This is a genomic window from Nostoc sp., assembly GCF_036917435.1.
GTDB lineage: Bacteria > Cyanobacteriota > Cyanobacteriia > Cyanobacteriales > Nostocaceae > Nostoc.
Genome location: NZ_JBALDM010000051.1, coordinates 31,220 through 51,437, shown reverse-complemented (window position 1 = coordinate 51,437; position 20,218 = coordinate 31,220). Strand labels below are relative to the sequence as shown.

The following is a 20,218-nucleotide window of genomic DNA, read 5'->3' as shown; positions in this document are numbered from 1 at the left end:
GAAATGATGCGTGAGTCCTACATTTTGGATCTCACTTACTTGCAACCTGCTGTATCTATCACGTCTGCACCTCTGCCTTTTCCCTAATTCCTACTCCCTACTCCCAAAATGCAGCCACTGCGTGCCGGAAGAGTTAATGACAAATGCTGAGTTTCCCCTTCACCATTCCACTCAACTTCAGCAGTACCATATAACAGCTTGTTAGGTTGAGTATGCAAACTAACCACATCTGCATTCGCTGTTGCCGAACTTGTGCCAGCATTGACAGCAATTATCAATTCCTCTGTTCCTAAAGTTCGAGCAAAGATATAAAGTTCTCCTTGAGCGTGGAGAACTTGATAATCACCTGTACGCAAGGCTGGGTAAGTTTGGCGGAGGGCAATTAATTCACGGTGAGTATTAAAAATTTCTCGATTCCACTTGGCCTCTAAAGGAAAACCGCGCCGTGAATCGGGATCTATGCCACCAGGTAAACCAACTTCATCACCATAATAGATGCTAGGCGCACCGGGAAAGGTAAGTAATAGTAGAGTTGATAATTCTACACTCGCTATATCACCACCTGCAATAGTCATCAATCGGGCTGTATCGTGACTTGCTAGCAAATTCAGTTGAGTTAGCTGAATTTCCCAAGGGTAAAGTTGCAGTACTTCCTGAATTTTGGTAGCGTACTCGGCAGCAAATAAAGGTGGGTACGGTTGATAATCACGGTCTTGGACTTGTTCTAAGACTACGCGATCGCCAGCTGCAAAGGCAATTGTCGGCCCAGCAAAGAGATAATTCATCACGCCGTCAAATTGCGTTCCATCCAACCACTGGCGGGAATCTCCCCACACTTCGCCCACAATATAAGCTTCAGGATTGATGGCTTTAGTGCGATCGCGGAATTCTTGCCAAAAACCAGGAGTTTTGATTTCAAATGGTACATCCAATCGCCAGCCGTCGATGCCGAATTTAATCCAATATTCGGCAATTTCCATAATGTATTCCCGCACTTCTGGATTGTCATGGTTAAATTCTGGCAAAGCACGATTTCCCGCCCAACCCCCGTAGTTAGCAGGTAATTCACCATTGTAGGGTGCTAAAGGCCAGCCTTCAATTTTGAACCAATTTACCCAAGGCGAATGGGGGCCGTTTTCTAAAACGTCGTGGAAAAAGAAAAATCCCCGACTAGAATGGTTAAACACGCCATCTAGAACGACTTTGATATTCCGTTCATGGGCTGCATCAAGCAATTCTTTAAAAGCTTCGTTGCCCCCTAACATCGGGTCAATTTGGTAATAATCGTGGGTATGATAACGATGATTGCTGGCGGATTGAAAAATGGGTGTGAAATAAATCGCGTTAATCCCCAAATCTTGGATGTAGTCTAAACCCTCCATGATGCCCCATAAATCCCCGCCTTTATAACCCTGGAGAGTTGGCATAGCATCCCAATCTTCCCAGCGAGCCTCGTGCAACAGCCGTTTGCGTGGCTGTTTGCTTCTGGCAAAGCGATCTGGGAATATTTGGTAGAAAACAGCGTGCTTTACCCAGTCTGGTGTTTGAATTTCCATGAATAACTCTTTGTACGTTCAGAAGCGATCGTTGCAAATATTAGCTTCTTTATGTCTCCTACTTATGATAGAGAATTGGGAATTGGGCATGGGGCATGGGGCATTGGGCATTGGGAAGAGTTGTCTCTATTCTTTATCTACTATGTTTTTTGAGCAAATGTTATTACTATAGCAATCCTGAATGATTCGTGAGACAAAAGATCCCCGACTTCTTTAAGAAGTCGGGGATCTGCGGCTTGCGCTAATTGTTGGCTTGTAGCTTCCAATAAATTAAATTTGAGGTAAAAATGAGACACGAAAAACTTTCCCCTGGATTACTTTTAGCATTTCAGGACTATCACAATGAGGGAGATCAAGCTTTAGTTACACACAAGCGATCGCTTGGCATTATTGCCCACAAAAGCCCAGTCAAACCGACAAAGAGTGTCATTTTTATCTACTGCGAACCTGATGCAGACTTGAGTTACCTATCACAATATAATATTGAAGTCAATCAAAACTCTGGGAGTGTGCGGACAGCTTTCTTACCGATAGAGAGTTTAGATGTCTTATCAGAACAAGATGTGATTCAGCGAATCAAGCCATCACGCAAACTTCATTTGAGAATGGACAGTGCAATGGAAGCAGTCAAACTGCCGGAGTTTCAGAACAAAACCGGACTGACTGGCAAAGGAGTAATCATCGGCATTATAGACAGTGGCATCGATCCAAAACACCCCGCCTTTGCTGGACGAATTTTGCACATTTGGGATCAAACATTGCCAGGGCCAGGAGTCACAGAAGGCGGCTATGGGGCTGAATTTACGGGGGCGCAACTGACAATTTCTCAGGATACAGGCGGTCATGGTACTCACGTTGCAGGCATCGCCGCCGGCGCTGATACTAACTATAGCGGTGTTGCACCAGAAGCGGAATTAATTATCGTCAGGTCAGATTTACAAGATGCCCATATTGCCGATGGTGTGCGTTACATTTTCCGAATTGCTAGAGAGTTAGGACGCGCAGCCGTGGTAAATCTCAGCTTGGGCGGACATGCTGATGCCCATGATGGTAGTGATTCCTTATCCAAAGTCATTGATGCCGAAACTGGCCCTGGAAGAATAGTTTGCTGTGCTGCGGGTAACGAAGGAAACGACAACATTCATGGACAAGCGACAATACCCAGTGGACGGACTCGTGGTATGCGCTTTAATGTTCCTTTAAATCAAATAGGCATAGTTTGGTTAAACGCTTGGTATTCCAAAGACAGCGAATTGGAAGTGTCTGTGCGGAGTCCTAACGGTTTTGTCACTCCCTTCCAAAAAATAATTGCTGATGCTAATGCCGCACAAGATTACCAGTTACCAGATGCACGGGTGCAATTAGCGACACCAGCGCCAGATAAAGCCAATGGCGATCATAATTTCTTTGTGCAAATCCGGGGTATTGACCCCTCGCCAGTCATGGGAGGTATTTGGCAACTGCGAGTCCGCAACACTTCTGCAACTGACACACGTTTAGATGTGTGGACATTAGATGATAGTTCATCAGTCTTTTTTACAGGTAAAAGTGTGAAGGATGCGGTAAAAATTGGTTCGCCAGGAGCCGCCAGCAGTGCGATTACAGTTGCCGCTTATACTACTAAAGCCACGTACACAGATATTGATAACCAAGTGCGAGAAATGGGCTTAGAACTGCATACTATTTCAGAATTTAGTAGTGAAGGCCCACTACGCAATGATGGACAGAAGCCTGATATCACAGCACCAGGAGCAATGATTGTTTCCACCCTTTCCGCCGATGCCAGTTTTGACCGCTCATCGATGATTAATTCCAAGTTTGTGGTAATGGCTGGTACGAGTATGGCGACACCTTTCGTCACTGGGTTAGTGGCACTACTATTGCAGCGTGATTCTAAACTTGATCCGGCTGCTGTGAAAGATTTGCTACGTAAAAATAGCGCTATTCCCGGAAAACCCGCAGGCACATTTGATGACAAATGGGGTTATGGAGTGATTAACGCTTTAAATCTGTAATTAGACTGAGAAAGGTAGATATTATTTCTGCACAAGAGTAGGCGATAAAAACCTGTAAATTTGATAAGTTAGGGTAGGCAAAAATTGTCTACCCTTTTTACCAAGGAATTACTGATGAATTATCAGAAACTAGATGCCGCTCTTGCTACAGCGCTAAATGATGTTCAAAATTCAGAAGACCAGAGTTTGGGGGTTTTCATCCATACTGAACCAATTTTAGACTCTGCTGCAACTGCTGTTTTAGAAAGTTTAGGCGTTAGTGGTGTTACTAGTGGTAAAGATATTTTTACGGCAACATTGTCACCAAATGCCATTTCCCAGTTATCAGAGCAATCTTGGGTGAAGCATTTGAAGCGATCGCAGCAATTGCGTTTGGTCAATAAGAGAATAAATATAGGGAAGTTGGGTGTTTAATTAGTAAATAAGAGCGATCGCATTGCTTAACCAACAATCCACCACTTGCTGGCTAAGTTTGCTTTTTCAATTAGAGTTAATAATTAATATTAATATTTTTTATACACAACATATAGTATAGCGATTCATTGATTTGGAATAGTTAGTTTATTTAAGCTGTGCGGTGGGTATCTAAACATCCTTGAGAAATACTAAAATTCAAAATAGTACAGATGCTCTAGTATGTGTTCTTTAGCAGCACTCTCCATCGCTAGTAGTATTTTGTATAATTCTCTCTTTAGAATCTCCGATCCCCACTTACCAGCTGCTACATACAGTCCTAAACTGAAGATGAGAGTTGAAAGGCAGTCGGGAGAAATTTTGTGAAAAAAGTATTATCAATCATTCTTGGTGGTGGTGCGGGTACTCGGCTTTACCCACTAACCAAACTCCGCGCTAAACCAGCAGTACCAGTGGCGGGGAAGTACCGCTTAATCGATATCCCTGTTAGTAACTGCATAAATTCCGAAATATTTAAAATCTACGTCCTGACACAATTCAACTCAGCTTCGCTGAATCGTCACATTGGCCGTACCTATAACTTTACTGGTTTCAACGAAGGTTTTGTGGAAGTGCTAGCGGCACAACAAACGCCAGAAAACCCCAACTGGTTCCAAGGTACAGCCGATGCAGTGCGTCAGTATCTGTGGTTAATGGAAGAATGGGATGTAGAAGAATATCTAATTCTTTCAGGCGATCACCTCTACCGTATGGATTATCGCCAGTTTATCCAGCGCCATAGAGATACAGGGGCTGATATTACTCTCTCAGTTATCCCCATAGACGAGCGCCGCGCCTCAGATTTTGGTTTGATGAAAATTGACGATTCTGGTAGAGTAATCGATTTTAGCGAAAAACCCAAAGGTGAAGCTTTAATCCAAATGCGCGTTGATACAAGTGTACTGGGATTAACAAAAGAACAAGCCCAAAAACAACCTTACATCGCTTCGATGGGGATTTATGTCTTTAAAAAAGAGGTTTTGTTCAAGTTGTTAAGAGAGGGTATAGAAAGAACTGATTTCGGTAAAGAAATTATTCCTGATGCCTCTAAAGATTACAACGTTCAAGCTTACCTTTTTGATGACTATTGGGAAGATATTGGAACAATTGAGGCATTTTATCATGCCAATTTAGCTCTGACTCAGCAGCCCCAGCCACCTTTTAGTTTCTACGATGAAAAAGCACCAATTTATACCCGCCCTCGTTACTTACCTCCGACTAAACTTTTAGATTGCCACATCACAGAATCAATTATCGGCGAAGGTTGTATTTTGAAAAATTGCCGCATTCAACATTCAGTTTTAGGAGTGCGATCGCGGATTGAATCTGGCTGTGTCATCGAAGAATCTTTGCTCATGGGTGCAGATTTTTATCAAGCTTCTGTGGAACGCCAATGTAGCTTAATAGAAAATGACATTCCCGTAGGTATTGGTACAGATACAATCATTCGCGGTGCCATCATCGATAAAAATGCCCGGATCGGTCACGATGTCAAAATTATCAATAAAGATAATGTGCAAGAAGCTGAACGCGAAAATCAAGGTTTTTACATTCGCAGTGGTATCGTCGTTGTGCTGAAAAATGCTGTCATTCCTGATGGAACAATCATTTAGTCATTGGTCATTGGTCATTAGTTATTCACGAAGGACTAATGACTAAACTCTTTTTGCTGATTGGTCTTCCAGGTAGCGGTAAGTCAACTTTTGCAAAGCAATTGCTGGCAGAATGCCCCCAGATGTCGCTGATTTCTACAGATGCCATCAGGGGGCAATTATTCGGTTCCCAAGCCCTTCAGGGGCCGTGGCTGCTGATTTGGCGGGAAGTAGAGCGGCAATTTCAGCAAGCTATTTCTACAAAAAATACAGCCATTTTCGATGCAACTAATGCCCAGCGCCGCAATCGCCGTGAAGTCATTGCTTTAGCCCGTGAATTGGGCTTTACCCAAATTACGGCAATTTGGGTGGATACACCAGTCTGGTTGTGTTTAGCACGTAATAAAAGGCGATCGCGCCAGGTTCCTGAAGAAATTATTTTGCGGATGCACCGTCAACTCCGGGATGCTCCACCAAGCCTGGAAGAGGGGCTAGACGGGCTGATCCGCTTATCAGAAAAATCGGAGTACGGAAATTGCGATCGCACTTTGAGCGAGAACCACACTTGATTTTCTATATTCTTTGTTAATTTAAAATCAGATTCTTTTGCTTGGCACTACAGCTAGCAATTAAATATCTGTGATCTTAAAAAAAACATAACAGTAATTTCTATAGGAGGCTAGTAGATGGCTGCAACCGACTTCAAAGACTATTACGGAATTTTGGGAGTTAGTAAGACTGCCACTCAGGACGAGATTAAACAAGCCTTTCGGAAACTAGCCCGCAAATATCATCCTGATGTCAACCCAAATAATAAACAGGCAGAGGCACGCTTTAAAGAAGTTAGCGAAGCCTACGAAGTTGTGTCAGATGTAGATAAACGCAAAAAATACGACCAATTCGGTCAATATTGGAAGCAAGCTGGTGAAGGTTTCCCATCTGGCGGCGTTGGTGCTGATATGAGCGGCTTTGACTTCAGTCAATACGGCAATTTTGATGAGTTCATTAATGAGTTGCTAGGACGCTTTGGCGGTGCTAACCCTCGCGCTGGAGGTGGAGGTGGAGGTGGGCGACAAAGTTACTCACAAAGTTACTCTTCTTACCGCCCTCCTACAGGTGCTACAAGTGGTTTTGGCGGCTTTAACGATTATGGGTTTCAAGATCCAGGTGCGGCTACTTCCCAAGATAGTGAAGCTATAATTACCCTAACTTTTGCGGAAGCATTTAATGGCGTGCAAAAGCGCTTTAGTTTAGGTAACGAAACAATTGATGTTCGGATTCCATCTGGGGCTAAACCTGGTACTCGTCTGCGCGTGCGGGGAAAAGGTCAAATCAACCCCATGACTCAACAACGAGGCGATTTATACTTAAAAGTCGAACTTCAGCCGCACTCGTTTTTCCAAATGGAAGGCGATAACTTGGTATGCGAAGTGGCAATTACACCAGATGAAGCGACTCTGGGAGCCTCTATTGATGTACCTACTCCTGATGGTTTAGTTAATGTCAAGCTACCAGCCGGAGTGCGTTCTGGCCAATCGCTGCGTTTGCGTGGCAAAGGTTGGCCCCTCGCCAAGGGTGGACGTGGCGATCAGTTGGTGAAGGTGGCGATCGCACCTCCAAAAGACCTCAGCCAACAAGAGCGGGAATATTATGAAAAAATCCGGGCTATCCGTACTTATAACCCCCGCAGTCATTTGCAGCAAGTCAAGCTGTGAAAATTTCAGATTGTAGAGACGGTAAATTTACTGTCTCTAAATTAATTAGCTAAAATTTTGCTGACCACAGTCATTCAAGGATTTTGGGCTATTTTACCTTCTTATCTTGCACCGGAATATACTTCTTTGGTCTGATAATCTAGATACTGCAACCTTTTCTTTCTTTTTCAGCAACCCCTATTTATAGGACTTACGCAAAACTACAGCAGATAGGGGCAATTCATGAATTGCCCCTATCTGAAAATCTTTATTTTCAGTTATTGTTTGCGTAAGTCCTAATCTATATGAAACATCATACTGCTGTTCTCAGCTAAAAAATTGCCTTATTAGAGAAACTATGGGCTTTGAATATCAATAAAAAAAGAGCTTGAAGACAATGAAATACTTATTTATAATTTGGGTGCTTATACTTTCTTTAGTCGCTCCTAGTGCAGCCATCGCTCAATCAAGACAGCCCTACACCTTAATATCTGGACTTGGCACAATTCACCATCCAGTTTCTACTGCTAATCTCCAAGCGCAAAAGTTTTTCGATCAGGGATTAAATTTAACGTATGCTTTCAATCATGATGAAGCAGTGCGTTCTTTTCAACATGCTGCCAAACTCGATCCGCATTTAGCGATCGCATATTGGGGTATTGCTCTGGCTCTCGGCCCCAATATTAACTTAGAAATCGATCCCAATCGAGAATTAGCCGCTTACCAATCTGTACAGCAAGCTTTGGTGCTTTCCAGCCAAGCATCTAACCAGGAACAAGATTACATTACCGCCTTAGCAAAACGTTACTCTCAAGATCCCGATCCAGACTTGTATCAACTCGCGGTAGACTACGCAAAAGCAATGGCAACCCTAGTCAAGCGTTATCCTGATGATTTGGATGCGGCGACACTTTACGCTGAAAGCTTGATGGATCTGCATCCCTGGCAGCACTGGACTAAAGATGGTAAGCCACAGCCAGATACAGAAAAAATTGTGGCTCTTTTGGAATCTGTTCTCAAACGTAACCCAAATCATACCGGAGCCAATCATTATTATATCCATGCGGTGGAAGCCTCGCCTTCACCAGAACGGGCCCTTGTGAGTGCCAAAAGATTAGCAACCCTAGCGCCATCAGCAGGACACTTAGTACACATGCCTTCCCATATTTATTTTCGTGTGGGAGATTATGAGGGGGCAATGCAAGCAAACCAGCAAGCGATCGCTCAGGATGATATTTACATCAAAAAATATCAAGTCCAGGGCACTTATCCCATGATGTACTACAACCACAACGTACATTTTCTCATGGTGGCTAGCAGCATGGCAGGAAAATATGAAGATGCTCTCCAAGCCGCAGATAAATTAGTTACAAATGTAACTGCTATTAATCCATATATACCAATGCTTGAGGGATTTCTGGGCAGCAAAATGCTGATTCAGACACGCTTTCATGACTGGGATGCCATCTTAAAAACTCCTGCCCCAGATGTTAAATTGCCCACTACCACAGCACTGTGGCATTTTGTCCGAGGTATGGCGATCGCTGCCACAGGCAAACTTGAAGATGCAGTCAGTGAAAGTCGGACATTAGTGGCTGCCAAACAGGGAATTTCCACCGAAGCAACAATCGGATTCAGTCCCGCCACTGACATTTTAGACATCGCCTCAAAAGTTCTAGATGCCAAAATTGCTAAGGAAAAGGATGATTATCAATCTGCTATTCAATTACTAGAAAAAGCTGTCGAAATGGAAGATACCCTTAAGTACGTAGAACCACCAGACTGGTACTTTCCGACGCGGGAATCTTTGGGCGCTGTGCTTTTAGCTAAAGGTGATTATAGAGAGGCGGAGAAAGTCTTTCGTGCCGATCTAGAAAAATATCCCTCTAATGGGCGTTCTCTATTTGGCTTGCAAGCAAGTTTGCAGGGATTGGGCAACGATGATGCTGTTAAAGTTGTCAAAACCGAATTGGAAACAGCTTTGAAAGGTCAAACAACTTTGGATTTTAAATTTTAAATTTTAGATTGGCCCCATCCATAGAAGGTTCTCCAAAGAAGTACAAGCCGAAATAGCCTTTATTTGTTGCCTGACTTTAGCTTTCGTATTAAAATTTTGAAGTAATGCTTCATGGTTAATCCAGTCAAACGTTCAATTCGGATATTCAAAGATGCGCCCCTGTCTGTCTGATTTCCTTTATCACCCTACAGAATTTATTTTCTTCCATTTTCAACCCTTTTTTGGTTTGGACTGTACTTAGGGTAGGTGGGGCAGGTGACGATCGCGTAAATGCGATCGCATCACTAGTTAACGATCTACTGGATGCAGAGAGATAGCTCCTATGTCATCCTAGATTTAGGAGAGTTAATTCAGTGATATCTTTGATTTTAGTATTGAAAGGCTTTTTTCCTTTTAGTATTTACAGACTTTCAGAGAAATTAAAATCTCTACACAGTGATGATTTTGGAGAGAATCGATGTCAATTTATGTAGGTAACCTCTCTTATGACGTTACACAAGAAGATTTAAGTGGTATTTTTGCAGAATATGGTACTGTAAAGCGGGTTCAAGTACCTACTGACCGTGAAACAGGTCGTCCGCGAGGCTTTGCTTTTGTGGAAATGGGAACTGAAGCGGAAGAAACAGCTGCCATTGAAGCTCTCGACGGCGCTGAGTGGATGGGTCGCGATCTAAAAGTAAATAAGGCTAAACCCAAAGAAGATAGAGGTGATAGAGGTTCCTTTGGTGGCGGCAACCGAGGAGGAGGATACGGCGGTGGCGGTGGCGGCGGTGGACGCGGCGGACGCTACTAACTTTGGAAACAAAAAAAATTTACCAATAGTCTTAAGGTCAGACGAACAACAGTCTGTCTTTTTTTTGTAATGTTCCTGCCTGATTAAGTCAACTTAGTAGGAGAAATAATGACCCAAGTAATTGTAGGCGACAATGAACACATTGAATCAGCCTTACGACGATTTAAGCGAGAAGTTTCCAAAGCTGGAATTTTTCCAGATATGAGAAAGCATCGTCATTTTGAAACACCCTTAGAAAAACGCAAGCGCAAAGAAGTTGCCAAGCATAGACAGAGTAAGAGAAGTTTCCGCAATTAAGTGCTGACATAGATATGAAAAACTGCACGCCACTTGTGGCGTGCAGTTTTTGGGCATGGGGAATAGGGAATGGGGCATTGGTAACTCTTCCCAATTCCCAATTCCCAATTCCCAATTCCCTGCTTTTCTAAGGGAGTTAGGGAGGATAAAGCTTTAACCAAGCCTATTGAGATATAAACGAATGCCCCCATAGATTCTATGAGGGTTTTCCTTTTGCCTATTTTAAAATCAGGAAACTTCAATAAACGCTAAAATCAAGTCAGCCTTTGTATTGTAGCGGTTGTGTCCCACATCACTCAGAGTGCGGTTCACTGCATAAATCCTGATTGTCAACGTCCTTATCCCCAACCTTGGGGAAACAAATTCTGCAACAGCTGTGGCGCACCGCTAGAGTTGTTAGACCGCTATGTTCCACTTCAGCCATTAGGTTCGGGAGGATTTGCTCAAATTTACACGGTTTGGGATCAAAAAACTCAAACAGAGAAAGTGCTGAAAGTGTTGGTAGAAGATTCACCAAAGGCACTGGAGTTATTTACCCAAGAGGCGGCTGTTTTATCTAGTTTGCACCATCCTGGTGTTCCCGCAGTCGATGCCGAAGGTTATTTTCAGGTACAACTCTTTAACCCCAAGCTGCACCAACTGCCTTGTCTGGTAATGGAAAAAATCAATGGGCAAACTTTAGAAGAGATATTAAAAAAGTTTCCTCAAGGGTGTCCAGAGAATTTGGTTATAAACTGGTTTGCTCAAACTGTAGAGATTTTACAAGAATTACACAAACGTCAGATTATTCACCGGGATATTAAACCTTCTAATTTAATGCTGGGAACCTCTTCGCCCACTGTAACCACCCCTCAAGGGCAAGCACAGGGCGATCGCTTGGTACTAATTGATTTTGGCGGAGCAAAACAATTTAGCGCCTCTAAGCTGCGTTCTCAGTCGAGTTCCACCCGATTATTTTCTTCCGGTTACAGTCCACCAGAACAAGTAACTGGAAGCATTGTTGGGCCAAGTGCCGATTTTTATGCCCTTGGTCGAACGATGATTGAACTACTAACAGGTAAGTACCCGCTAGAGTTGGAAGATCAGCAAACTGGGAAATTGCGCTGGCGAACTGTGGTAAATGTCAACCCTCAATTAGCAGATTTGCTGGATGAGATGGTGCAGGAAGATGTGCGATCGCGTCCAGCAAATGCAGCTATGATTCAAAAACGCTTGGCGAAGATTTCTCAACCATTACCGCCGACAGGATTATTTGCTCAACTGCAAGACAAGATAAAGCAAACTTTAGGGCAAGTTTCCCAAGGATTTACACTGCTAATCCAAGCTATTGAGCGAGTTTTAGCTAATTTTACCCAAGCTGTAACTAAAACCGTTGTTTTTATCGCTCAGACAATCATCAAAATTTTTCAAGCTTGTTTGGCGACCATTTGGGCAATGATCTTGGCTTATGTTGGCGCTTGTTTTGGTGCGATCGCTGGTTTTATTTTGGCATATCATACGAGCTTGGGGCATTGGGTTGTGCAATCTATTTCGACTCAGCTAAACCAATTAGTGCCAAATACTCAACCTATCTTCGGGGCAGATATTTTGGTATTCATCGCCGCAGGCTGGGGAACCGCTTGGGGACTGACAGTATCCGGGTGTTTTGGTCAACGGCGGCGTTTTTTAGTCGCGTCGGTGATGGGCATGATTAGCTATGGCTTTGGTTGGTTCATTTTGCAATTAATCACACCAAAAGATAGCGGCGAGGGCTTGGTGGCAGTGATTTTAGTAGCAGCTTGCCTACTCACATTAAGCTTAGGTCTTCGCAGCCATCATGTAGTGTACGCCGTGTTCGCGGCTTTTGGTAGTGCGATCGCTTATGCACTTTTGATTATTTTAGGATTAGCACCTCCCATCTTCCAATTTTCTAGTCAGCCCGCCTGGTCAGAGTTACAGTTACCTCTCATTTTTTTTGGTTCCGTAGGCTTTTTTATCAGCTTCTGGTTAGGAGTAAGTTACTACCTAATTGTCCCTGGATTGCGCTTTTTAGGGTGGCGATAAAAGAGGAAGGAAGGATTCCTATATTTAGGACTTGCCTATAATTGGGGATTAACTATGGAACCTATTTCTATGATTATTGCTGCTTTAGGTGCTGGTGCGATCGCACTTTCGGGAAAGTTCACAGGCGATTGGTATACTGAAAACAACTTTTAGCAAGGGCGATCGCGTTCCTCAAAATGAAACCCAACATTTTCATTGATTTGTTGGGTTTTACTTCCCTACGGGACGCTACGCGAACGTTCAACTCAACCTGTAGAGTTTATGCTTTTAATCAAATGCCCAAAAACAAGATCCCCCTAGTCGTATTTTTCATCGAGCTAGGGGGATCACATATATAGTAGTCTATAAGAGGTTCGGTATAGTTGCTTACGAATCGATTCTATAGCCTATATTTGAGTTTGAGTAGTCTTACTACTAGAATTTATAGTATTTTTACAGCTTCTTAATGAATGCTTCATCCTTGTTCTTCCTTAGAGAAGCGGTATATGTAAGTATGACAGTACGCAGTGTGCGTAACTTGTCATTTTTGTGGATATCTGTAAAAAATATGAAATTTAAGATTGTTGCTACCGTCGCTTTATTAGCTTGTTTTGGCTTTGCAGAGCAGGCGCTGGCGGTAAGTCAGGTAGATTTGGATCAGTTAAAGGCAACAAGTTCTTGTCCCCGGTGTAATTTGAGTGGTGCCGATCTAAGTCAACTGAATCTAGCTGGAGCAAATTTGCGAGGGGCTGACTTGAGTCGTGCAACATTATCTAAAGCTAATCTCACGAATGCCGATCTCACCGGTGCAAATTTAGAAGGTGCGATTCTGAATTTGGCGAATCTTAATGGTGCCTCTTTAACAGGAGCAAATTTGAAATCAGCATCTTTGGAAAATGCCGATCTATCTTACGCCGGCTTCATCAGCGCTAATTTGGAAGCAGCAAACTTAAAAGATGCCAAAATACAGTTTACCAATTTTCGCGGGGCTAACTTCCGACTAACAACTCTGGCGAATGGTGTCGTCACCTCCGATAAGCCTTACGGCTGGTCGTCAGAGCGTCAAAAGGACAGAGAATGTAATGAGTTCAAACCCGAAAATACTCGAGGCACAATCTGTTATTCCAAATAAATTGGGAATTGGGAATTGGGCATTGGGCATTGGGCATTGGGCATTGATTATTTCTCGCTCATCCTTCAGCCTTCTGCCTCACTTCAACTATGCTCAGTGACCACCTGCTCCCTGCTCCCTGCCTCCTTGTATAGCAAAAGCATTTTGTTTGTTAAGGGTTCTTTATCATGGGAAAAAAGCTTGTAGATTAATTGAATCGATGCTTACCCATATTAAAGACTTAGCAGCAAAACTAGCGCCTCGCTTGATTGAAATTCGCCGCCATATCCACTCTCACCCAGAACTCAGTGGTCAGGAATACCAAACAGCAGCCTTTGTAGCTGGTGTTTTGTCTTCTAGTGGACTGCATGTACAAGAAGGTGTTGGTAAAACGGGCGTTATTGGAGAATTGCAAGGCACTGGTCAAAATGACCGTTTATTGGCAATTCGTACCGATATGGATGCCTTGCCAATTCAAGAGGGTACAAATTTAGAATACGCCTCCCGCGCAGTGGGAATTATGCACGCTTGTGGTCATGATGTCCATACCACCGTGGGCTTAGGAACAGCGATGGTGCTGTCCCAAATGGCTGAGGAGTTGGGTGGAAAAGTACGGTTTTTATTTCAGCCAGCCGAGGAAATTGCTCAAGGGGCAAGCTGGATGATGAAAGATGGGGCGATGGAAAATGTCTCAGCTGTATTAGGGGTTCATGTTTTCCCTTCTATACCCGCAGGATCTATTGGTGTGCGTTATGGGGCATTGACAGCCGCCGCAGATGATTTAGAAATTCTGATTATGGGAGAATCTGGACACGGGGCGCGTCCCCATGAGGCGATTGATGCAATTTGGATTGCTTGCCAAGTTATTACTGCACTGCAACAAGCCATTAGCCGGACGCAGAATCCTTTGCGTCCTGTAGTGTTGAGTATAGGGAAGATTAATGGTGGCAGAGCGCCGAATATAATTGCGGATAAAGTGGAGTTGTTGGGAACGGTGCGATCGCTCCATCCCGAAACCCGCGCCCATCTCCCTAGCTGGATTGAAAACATTGTATCTAATGTTTGCCATACCTACGGGGCAAAATATCAAGTGAATTATCGCCAGGGCGTACCCAGCGTTCAAAATGATTACGCCTTGACACAATTGTTACAATCAGCCGCAGAAGAAGCTTGGAGTAGCGATCGCGTCCAAGTTTTACCCGAACCTTCCCTTGGTGCGGAAGATTTTTCTATGTATTTGGAACATGCCCCCGGTTCCATGTTTCGCTTAGGTGTAGGCTACAAAGAAAGAATTATTAACCACCCATTACACCATCCCCAGTTTGAAGTTGATGAATCTGCCATTATCACCGGAGTTGTAACTATGGCGTATGCCGCCTATAAATATTATCAGCAGAATTATCAGCAAAATGTTTAAACAAAAACTCCCAGACTTGATGTGCTGGGAGTTTTTGTTTAACTATCTTTTTTTAGCGGATATAGAAAGCTCAAAAGCATTCTACGCTTTCGATTCGCTAACAACACCTAGCTTTTGTTGAATTTTAGTCTTAGCAGCTTTGAATTCAGTAGCCAATTGTTCACTTTGCTCAGTAGTTAAGTTGTTGCGAATGGCAGCAAACATTGTGCTTTCTTCTTGACGAATATGATCGGCAATGGCTTCCCTCAGCTGTTTGACTTTCTCTTTGAATAGCGGTGAAGATGGGCTAAGAGCCTTAATTTCTTCTAATGCCTGCTTTGCATGAGCCTGTTCATCAAACAATTCTTGGGTGTTGTTTTGACCATAGAAAGGACGTACTTTTGGGTATACGACTTCCTCTTCAGCTTCAGCGTGGACACTTAGATCCTTATAAATTTGACCGAAGTACTCTTGGATCTTCTCAGGATTGTTGCTTTGTATCAATTCGGCGAACAGGGTATTTAGCTTGTTATGGTCGAGGCGGATGGCATCCTGGATATTCATATCCTTTTTGTCACTGGCTTGGGTAACAGCGCTACCTACCACACCACTAACTGCTGCCAAAGCGTCTTGAACACGTGCCCAAATTCCTTGATCTGCATCTTGTCCAGTGAGTTCGCGGACACCCAGAATTTCTAAAATACCTTTGAGTTGCTCTTGGTGAGCGCGGTTTTCAAAGTTTATGGTATTGAGAGGTGCGATCGCTAGCAAAACGTCAGCACCAACTTTTTGAGCAGCTTTGTGAATTATCAAGCCACTCATTACTGCTTGATGTTTCAGCAATTCATGCTGAGATACTTTTTCATACAGGCTCAACTCAGAACCTTTGAACAACTCACGAGCTTTTTCAATGAATTGTGTAACATTTTTCTTTGGTTCAGCCTGAATGCCATACTGACCGATTACAGTTTCTAGAACACCAAGATTTTTTTCGTCATCATTAAGAAAATTCCGAATGCGATCTGCAATTTCGGCATCGAGTCCTTCTCTCAAAAGCAATTGCTCATTTTCAATGACCAACTGTTGGAGGGCTTTAAGACTTGCCAATTTAATAGCAATAGCATTGCGTTTCGTATCATCTAAAGTAGCTACCATCTGTGTTCTCCCCGGCAAAGTGTTTTGTAATTCTTCCTTGATATAACCTTGACACAGAGGTTAAAGAGATTCCATCTTTCTTTTGAGCGATCGCTATCACAACTCTGGGTAGAAAAATGCAATTATTCTTCATAAAAAAACTTTGTTTTTATACTTTTAGATAGATATATGAAATTTAAACTATATCCTCAGATATAAAACTCATATTTAATTTTGTGAAATCAACGTAAGTATGTTAATAAAACGCAACGTATACCCAAACCTTTTGGTGCATTAATAGATTTTTTCAAACAATCAAATCAGATTGCTATAGATACTTATTACTTTTTGTTTTATCAAACAGGATAAAAGTAAATTAATTCAAATAAAATTTGATTTGATTAACGATAAGATCGTATTTGTAAATTAAAAAAACTCTAGTTGAAAAGAATTTAATTAATATTTCTAAGGTTATTTTGATTAGTAATACCAATTTTTTATGAAGATGCACATAATAAGTCCCCCCTTCACAAGGCTACGGTGTACACAGAAGTGATTAATTACCCCAAATCTCGTTACGTAGGGTGCGTTAGGACTTGCGTCCATAACGCACCCTACCAAAGTCAGATAAGGTTTTTCCGACTTGTGTATACACCGTAGCCTTAGCAAGGAGAGGGGAGACATAACACAGCTTTATCGGTGTGAGGTTGCTATATGTCCACCTTTTAACGAGGGGCTAGATTCTACTTACATCCCAAAGACTCACGAGTATCTACACCAGTTTTAGAATTAACACCACTTGCTTTAACACAAAGCTTTTTGACTTGCGTTCCATCTAAGATTGCATTTGTAAAATCAGCGCCTGTGACATTTACATCATCAAAAGTAGAACGCAGCATCATTGCATCAGTTAAGACAGCATCACTCAAATCAGCAGCCTTAAACCTTGATAGATAAGCTATGCCTTCACTAAAATTAACACCATGCAGATTTACTCCCTCCAGCAGAGTACCGTTAAATACAGTACCACGTAAGTCAGCATTGCTAAAATTCGCATTCTCTAATTTGAGATTGGTAAACTCAGTGCCAATTAAACTTTGGCCAGAGTAATCCTTCCCCTTGAGTTCATCATTACCCACAGAACGGGTAATACTGGAAGAACTTGCAGCTTCCGCCGATAGGGGAAACAAAAAAAGAACCATAGCTAAGACAAAGCTAGCTAACAGTTGCCAATATTTCATAATGTCTTCTTAATAAATCTCAACACTTTCACCATTCACTATTAAACCTCACAGAAGGGGACAAAGGGGATGAGGGAGCAGGGGAGGCAGGGAAAGCAGGGTGAGACAAGGGGACAAGGAGAATAACCATGCCCAATGCCCATCTGACTTTTCCCGTCAAGTATCAAAAAGCTGACTCACAAAGGATTTTAGATAAAGCACAGCATATACGGTGCAGTAATTGAAATCGGGTGCTAAAGGTGACGAGCAATGCTGGACTAGTAGGAGAAAAATTTTGCAACCTGTGAATTGAGCGATAAGCCTGACGGCATGGCTACGCTTACCGCCGATTAAATGAGCGTGCAATGTCAATCAGCTATGCTCTAACTCAAGGATTCTGTAAAGCACTATCAGAAATCTTCAACAGAGGAACCGTACTCAAGGGAGCATACGAGTTTTTGCCAACCCCAAATTATAGTCATTTATAAAGTTATTATAAAGCTTAAGGCGTAAGATCACTATACTTTATAATGTGTCTACTTACGTAATAAGTTATGATATTTGTAGAGATTCAGTAAAGCTCTATCTATATTGTTATAACTCTTATTGTGTTGCTTCGCTATGTAAATGTTTATCAGAGCAATACCCTCTTTTTAGAGAAAAACTATTGCATAAGTGCTTTTGGTAAAAACGATTTATTTTTAGGACTAATTAATAAAATCATTTATCTAAAACAATGACTGAAGAATTAACTCAATCGACTATTCAGAAGACTTTTGAATGGCTCTATCAAAGAGCGATTGATGGAATATCTGGTTTTGATTCTGCGTCAGAAATGGCTGAACACTATCTTGCTAAGGGTGGTTATTTAGAAGATAATGTCAATGCTCTCATCAAATGGCAAATTGTCAAAGCTGGAACATCGGGCTTTCTTACTGGTCTGGGTGGTCTGTTAACGTTACCTATTGCTGTACCTGCTAATCTTGCCAGTATAATGTATATTCATGTCAGAATGATTGCAGCTATTGCCTACATGGGTGGATACGATCTTAACGATGATAAGGTTAAAACTTTAATCTATGTCTGTTTGGCTGGAAATTCTGCCAAAGATATTTTCAAACAGTCAGGAATAGTAGTCGGTAAAAAGTTAACAACTTCAGTCATCAACAGTATTTCTAAAAAGACGATAGGAGAAATTAACAAAAGAGTTGGGTTTAAACTCATCACTAAATTTAGTGAAAAAGGTGCGATTGTTTTAGGTCGTGTAGTTCCTCTTTTTGGTGGTGTTATTGGAGCATCTATTGATGGGATAGCAACTCAAAGAGTTGGCAACATTGCCAGAGAAACATTTATTGTTAACAAGCCTCAAAGTTTATCTTTGGAGACAGATAATTAATTGGTTTTTCAAAAATAAAATAGGAACTATACATCCTTTTTTAATCAATATTAGAAAAATTAAAGTTTCACCCCCAGCCTGACGAAAGCAGGATATTACTTTATTTAAAGTATAAAACTGTACTTAGATATTTTTATTTATCTTATTATTCAGTAGCGTGCAAAACTTTATTATCTGAATAACTATAAATTAAAAATCAAATTATGAGCGATTACGATAGATTGAACAACTTAATGAAAACAGAGGGATTGATGTACAAAGCTTGGGAGAAAATTAAAAGAATAGTTCGGAGATAGGCAATGTCAGCAGAATATCAAAAGCAAGTCTTAGAAGACCTAGAAAAAGTCAGAAGTAGCTGGCAAAAAAGAAAGCACGCTTTTCAAATCGAAATAGGTAGTATTGATGGTTTAGGAAAAAGACTTGAGTACCAAAAAGAAATACAAAGATGTGATGAAGAAATTCAGAAAATAAACACAGAAATAGAGCCTATTAAGAATTACCTGATGAAAAACCAACTAAATACTACTCAATGTTCTGAATCATCGTCATCTACTCTTGACAACAGTGAAAGAAAACCAAAAATTGGAATTGTTACAGCCTTGCCAGAAGAATATGCAGCAGTAATAAGATTACTTAAAAATACTGAAAAGGTTTCTTTTCCTGGAAGAAGTGGAGGTCGCTCATATCATCTAGGAGATGTTTTTACAGAAGAAGGAGGAAAACATACTATTGTTTTGTGTCTAGCATCAATGGGAAATAATGGGGCAGCAATTCGTGCATCATTACTACTCAAGCATTTTCCTGATCTTGAAGGGGTCATTATGGTAGGAATCGCAGGAGGAATTCCTTATCCAGAAAAATCAGATGACCATGTTCGCCTTGGAGATATAGTTATTTCTAATGAAAAAGGTGTTATTCAATACGATTTTGATAAAGAAACAATTACAGAGACTGTCCACAGACATCCCCCTCGACCCCCTAGTGCTTCATTAATAGAGCAAGTAATATATCTTCAGATAGGTGAGATGTTAGGAAAGAAACCCTGGTTAAAATTTATTGACCAAGCACTTTCAGAGGATGAGCAACGCCCTTCAATTGACAAAGATATCCTCAGCGATTCAACTAATCCCAGTATTGTAATTCAACATCCCCAAGATTCTAAACGAAAAGATGGTGAACCAAGAGTTTTCCTTGCTTCTATTGCTTCGGCTAACAAACTTTTGAAGAATCCAATCAAACGAAATAAACTTCGAGATATGTTTGGAGTTAAAGCCGTTGAAATGGAAAGTTCGGGAATTGCCGACACAACTTGGAATTATGAAATTGGTTATTTAGTTGTCCGTGGAATTTGTGACTATTGTGATTCAAATAAGAATGATGATTGGCGCTCTTATGCAGCAGCAGTTGCAGCAGCTTATACAATTGCTTTACTTGAATCGATACCAGTCCCAAAGTTATAGAGCCTCAAGTAACTAAAATAAAACTTGATGTACCAAAGAATGACAACATTAAAGACAGCCCT

The 20,218-nt window shown here is 41.8% G+C and carries 17 protein-coding genes and 1 pseudogene; 14 read left to right on the top strand and 4 right to left on the bottom strand.

All coding sequences use genetic code 11. From position 1 onward, the window contains the following. Positions 1–83 precede the first annotated feature (83 nt). Positions 84–1,556, bottom strand: a complete 1,473-nt coding sequence (locus V7K98_RS25445) for a glycoside hydrolase family 13 protein (protein ID WP_335026975.1) — start codon at positions 1,554–1,556, stop codon at positions 84–86. 287 nt (positions 1,557–1,843) lie between these two features. Between V7K98_RS25445 and V7K98_RS25440 the strand changes: the two genes are divergently transcribed. The 8 genes from V7K98_RS25440 (at position 1,844) to rpsU (ending at position 10,417) form a co-directional block, all read left to right on the top strand. Beyond that, on the top strand, positions 1,844–3,571 hold the full coding sequence (locus V7K98_RS25440) for a S8 family peptidase (RefSeq protein ID WP_335026973.1): 1,728 nt from the start codon (positions 1,844–1,846) through the stop codon (positions 3,569–3,571). Positions 3,572–3,685: 114 nt separating this feature from the next. Then, positions 3,686–3,985 (top strand): hypothetical protein, encoded by a 300-nt coding sequence (locus V7K98_RS25435; RefSeq protein WP_335026971.1) that lies wholly within the window; start codon positions 3,686–3,688, stop codon positions 3,983–3,985. A 362-nt stretch (positions 3,986–4,347) separates the two neighbouring features. Beyond that, a complete protein-coding gene (locus V7K98_RS25430; RefSeq protein WP_335026969.1) occupies positions 4,348–5,637 on the top strand; it encodes a glucose-1-phosphate adenylyltransferase in 1,290 nt (429 codons plus the stop codon). Positions 5,638–5,675: 38 nt separating this feature from the next. After that, positions 5,676–6,185, top strand: a complete 510-nt coding sequence (locus V7K98_RS25425) for an AAA family ATPase (protein WP_335026967.1) — start codon at positions 5,676–5,678, stop codon at positions 6,183–6,185. 117 nt (positions 6,186–6,302) lie between these two features. Beyond that, positions 6,303–7,331, top strand: a complete 1,029-nt coding sequence (locus V7K98_RS25420; protein ID WP_335026965.1) for a DnaJ C-terminal domain-containing protein — start codon at positions 6,303–6,305, stop codon at positions 7,329–7,331. A 376-nt stretch (positions 7,332–7,707) separates the two neighbouring features. Next, positions 7,708–9,327 carry a tetratricopeptide repeat protein gene (locus V7K98_RS25415; protein WP_335026963.1) on the top strand — a complete coding sequence of 540 codons (1,620 nt, stop codon included), beginning with the start codon at positions 7,708–7,710 and terminating at the stop codon, positions 9,325–9,327. Positions 9,328–9,784: 457 nt separating this feature from the next. Then, the gene (locus V7K98_RS25410) at positions 9,785–10,120 is read left to right on the top strand and encodes an RNA recognition motif domain-containing protein (protein ID WP_335026961.1); all 336 of its coding nucleotides are present in this window, start codon (positions 9,785–9,787) and stop codon (positions 10,118–10,120) included. A gap of 108 nt (positions 10,121–10,228) precedes the next feature. Further along, positions 10,229–10,417: a 30S ribosomal protein S21 gene (gene rpsU / locus V7K98_RS25405; RefSeq protein WP_012407716.1), complete on the top strand. Its 189-nt coding sequence runs from the start codon at positions 10,229–10,231 to the stop codon at positions 10,415–10,417. Here rpsU and V7K98_RS25400 read toward each other — a convergent pair. Continuing rightward, on the bottom strand, positions 10,414–10,608 hold the full coding sequence (locus V7K98_RS25400; protein ID WP_335026959.1) for a hypothetical protein: 195 nt from the start codon (positions 10,606–10,608) through the stop codon (positions 10,414–10,416). The two genes, rpsU and V7K98_RS25400, sit on opposite strands and share 4 nt — an antisense overlap. A gap of 91 nt (positions 10,609–10,699) precedes the next feature. Between V7K98_RS25400 and V7K98_RS25395 the strand changes: the two genes are divergently transcribed. From V7K98_RS25395 to V7K98_RS25385, 3 genes are all read left to right on the top strand, one after another. Next, on the top strand, positions 10,700–12,460 hold the full coding sequence (locus V7K98_RS25395; protein WP_335026957.1) for a serine/threonine-protein kinase: 1,761 nt from the start codon (positions 10,700–10,702) through the stop codon (positions 12,458–12,460). Positions 12,461–13,007: 547 nt separating this feature from the next. Further along, the gene (locus tag V7K98_RS25390; protein WP_335026955.1) at positions 13,008–13,571 is read left to right on the top strand and encodes a pentapeptide repeat-containing protein; all 564 of its coding nucleotides are present in this window, start codon (positions 13,008–13,010) and stop codon (positions 13,569–13,571) included. 199 nt (positions 13,572–13,770) lie between these two features. Further along, positions 13,771–14,967 carry a M20 family metallopeptidase gene (locus V7K98_RS25385; protein ID WP_335026953.1) on the top strand — a complete coding sequence of 399 codons (1,197 nt, stop codon included), beginning with the start codon at positions 13,771–13,773 and terminating at the stop codon, positions 14,965–14,967. An 81-nt stretch (positions 14,968–15,048) separates the two neighbouring features. On the opposite strand, the gene V7K98_RS25380 is transcribed toward V7K98_RS25385, so the two are convergent. Further along, the gene (locus V7K98_RS25380) at positions 15,049–16,101 is read right to left on the bottom strand and encodes a hemerythrin domain-containing protein (RefSeq protein ID WP_335026951.1); all 1,053 of its coding nucleotides are present in this window, start codon (positions 16,099–16,101) and stop codon (positions 15,049–15,051) included. Between the two features lie 722 nt (positions 16,102–16,823). Continuing rightward, the gene (locus V7K98_RS25375) at positions 16,824–17,321 is read right to left on the bottom strand and encodes a pentapeptide repeat-containing protein (protein ID WP_335026949.1); all 498 of its coding nucleotides are present in this window, start codon (positions 17,319–17,321) and stop codon (positions 16,824–16,826) included. Between the two features lie 335 nt (positions 17,322–17,656). Between V7K98_RS25375 and V7K98_RS28985 the strand changes: the two are divergent. The 3 genes and pseudogenes from V7K98_RS28985 to V7K98_RS25365 form a co-directional block, all read left to right on the top strand. Then, positions 17,657–17,788, top strand: a pseudogene (locus tag V7K98_RS28985) (IS4/Tn5 family transposase DNA-binding protein); the annotation flags it as partial. 248 nt (positions 17,789–18,036) lie between these two features. Continuing rightward, positions 18,037–18,696, top strand: coding sequence for an EcsC family protein (locus V7K98_RS25370; RefSeq protein WP_335026947.1), 660 nt, complete (start codon positions 18,037–18,039; stop codon positions 18,694–18,696). 299 nt (positions 18,697–18,995) lie between these two features. Continuing rightward, positions 18,996–20,156, top strand: coding sequence for a 5'-methylthioadenosine/S-adenosylhomocysteine nucleosidase family protein (locus tag V7K98_RS25365; RefSeq protein WP_335026945.1), 1,161 nt, complete (start codon positions 18,996–18,998; stop codon positions 20,154–20,156). Positions 20,157–20,218 lie beyond the last annotated feature (62 nt).